This is a genomic window from Methylobacterium sp. AC315 (genome assembly GCF_979253755.1).
On record NZ_CEEDEA010000056.1, the window covers coordinates 1 to 1,926 of the forward strand.

At 48.8% G+C, this 1,926-nt stretch carries 1 protein-coding gene and 1 pseudogene; both read left to right on the forward strand.

All coding sequences use genetic code 11. The annotated features are described in order from the left end of the window. Window positions 1-77: 77 nt before the first annotated feature. Window positions 78-290 (forward strand): annotated as a pseudogene (locus tag AC0IY0_RS28650) (IS5/IS1182 family transposase); the annotation flags it as partial. 309 nt (window positions 291-599) lie between these two features. Further along, complete coding sequence (locus AC0IY0_RS28655) at window positions 600-1,733, forward strand: DegT/DnrJ/EryC1/StrS family aminotransferase (RefSeq protein WP_471766463.1); 1,134 nt, start codon at window positions 600-602, stop codon at window positions 1,731-1,733. The last annotated feature ends 193 nt before the right edge of the window (window positions 1,734-1,926 follow it).

The window sequence follows — 1,926 nt, forward strand, 5'->3', positions numbered from 1 at the left end:
GGTGCTTTGCGTCGTGCCATCGGGAACCTCCATCGGATCCACTATGGCCGCCCGCACACGAAATTCCTGACAGTCCCCGAAGCATCGCACCGCGGATCGCCCGGCGCAGCATCGAGGGCAGCGAACGCCTGGGGCGCTACTGGTGGATCGTGGAGCGCACGCTGACATGGCTGGCCCGCTTCCGCCGCCTCGCCATCTGATATGAGCGGCGCGCAGCCCTCCACGTCGCCTTCACCACATTCGCCTGTGCTCTCATCTGCCGAACTCAGGCTAAAAGATTTTGTCCCTGACTTTAGAAGCATTCCCCGTAAGCCTGGAGGTGAGAGACTCAAGGGCAGGGGCACGCATGGTCACACCATTTTCCGAAGCCGCAAGCCTACCCCTCCGCTCTGACAAAGTTGTCAAACTTAACAGATTTGCTAATGGGTTCGGGTGATCGCATGCCGCTACCACCCCACGCTGGAAGGCTCATCTGAGGCAGAGATAACTATCCGAGCAATAGCCTCCTGTAGCAGAAATTAGCTGGTACATCTGATTTCGCTTTCACATGTGGCCCGATATGAAATCCCTCTTAAATACTCACGGGAAATCTGAGAATCATGTCAACACCGCGCCCGTTTTCACGACCGGTCTTTGTGACAAAGCCGATACTGCCGCCTATTTCTGAAGTTTATTCGGGCATTGAGCGCATTTATCAAAGCGGTATTGTGACAAACATGGGAGGCGCACATCAAGAACTAGAGTTGAAACTTAAGGAAACATTATGCGCGAGGGAAATTGTATTATTTAATAATGGAACTATTGCTTTGCTAGCTGCCCTCAATGCCATGAGATTACCGCAAGGATCCGAAGTAATTACTACTCCGTTCTCATTTGCAGCTACGACGCATGCTATTGCTTCCTTAGGTTTAAAGCCTGTATTTGCGGACATCGAACCAGCTCATATGACACTCGACCCGAACGAGGTAAGGAAAAAAATCACGCGCAATACAAGCTGCGTTCTTGCGGTACATGTTTACGGATTTCCTTGCAAGGTTGAAGAGCTCAAACAAATAGGCGAAGAACACAATATAAAGATTATCTACGACGCCGCCCACGCATTTGGATCTAAGTTGTCAGGAAGACCAATTTCAGATTTCGGAGATGCCAGCGCATTTTCATTTCATGCGACCAAACTATTCAATACAATTGAAGGCGGTTGCGTAACCTGTAATCAGACCAATTACGCACACAGAATGAAAAGCTATAGAAACTTTGGGATAAAAAATGAGGATGTTGTTGACGAAATCGGCCTGAACGGAAAAATGAGCGAATTTCATGCACTATTTGGACTGTTAAATCTCAATAGATATCGCGCCGAAATGGATGAGAGGCGGACGGTTCGAGAGATATATACACGTGAATTAGCAAATACTCCAGGTGTAGACATACCAACATACAGCTCCGACGTTGAGGGTTCATACCAATATTTCCCGGTTCGAATCGACAAGCTTCGAGATTGTGTATATAGAGAATTAAAAGAATATAATGTATTTTCCAGACGTTATTTCCACCCGCTTATCGCAGATTTCGAGCCATATCGCGACCTTCCATCTGTAGTTGATATTCCGGAGTCTCGCAAAGCTGCCAATAATGTACTTTGCTTACCTTTCTATGGAGACCTAGCCGATGGGACTGCCGCAGAGATAGCCGAACTGGTTCGCTCAATTATCCGAAGACATAGCCGGATATAAATATTAACAAATGTAATCCCAACTGCCGTCTTGCCGTGAAATGCTTGATTAGCTTGGCTTGGTCAACAGCGGCGTCGGGAGCAAGCTGAGGTGGCGGAGTGGGTGCGACCGGAAGTCTAGTGGAGTGAGTTAGAGGTTCCCTTGCGGTTTTGGGAGTCGAGAGCCATCTGCCGGACGTCCGCGAGGAGGTTTC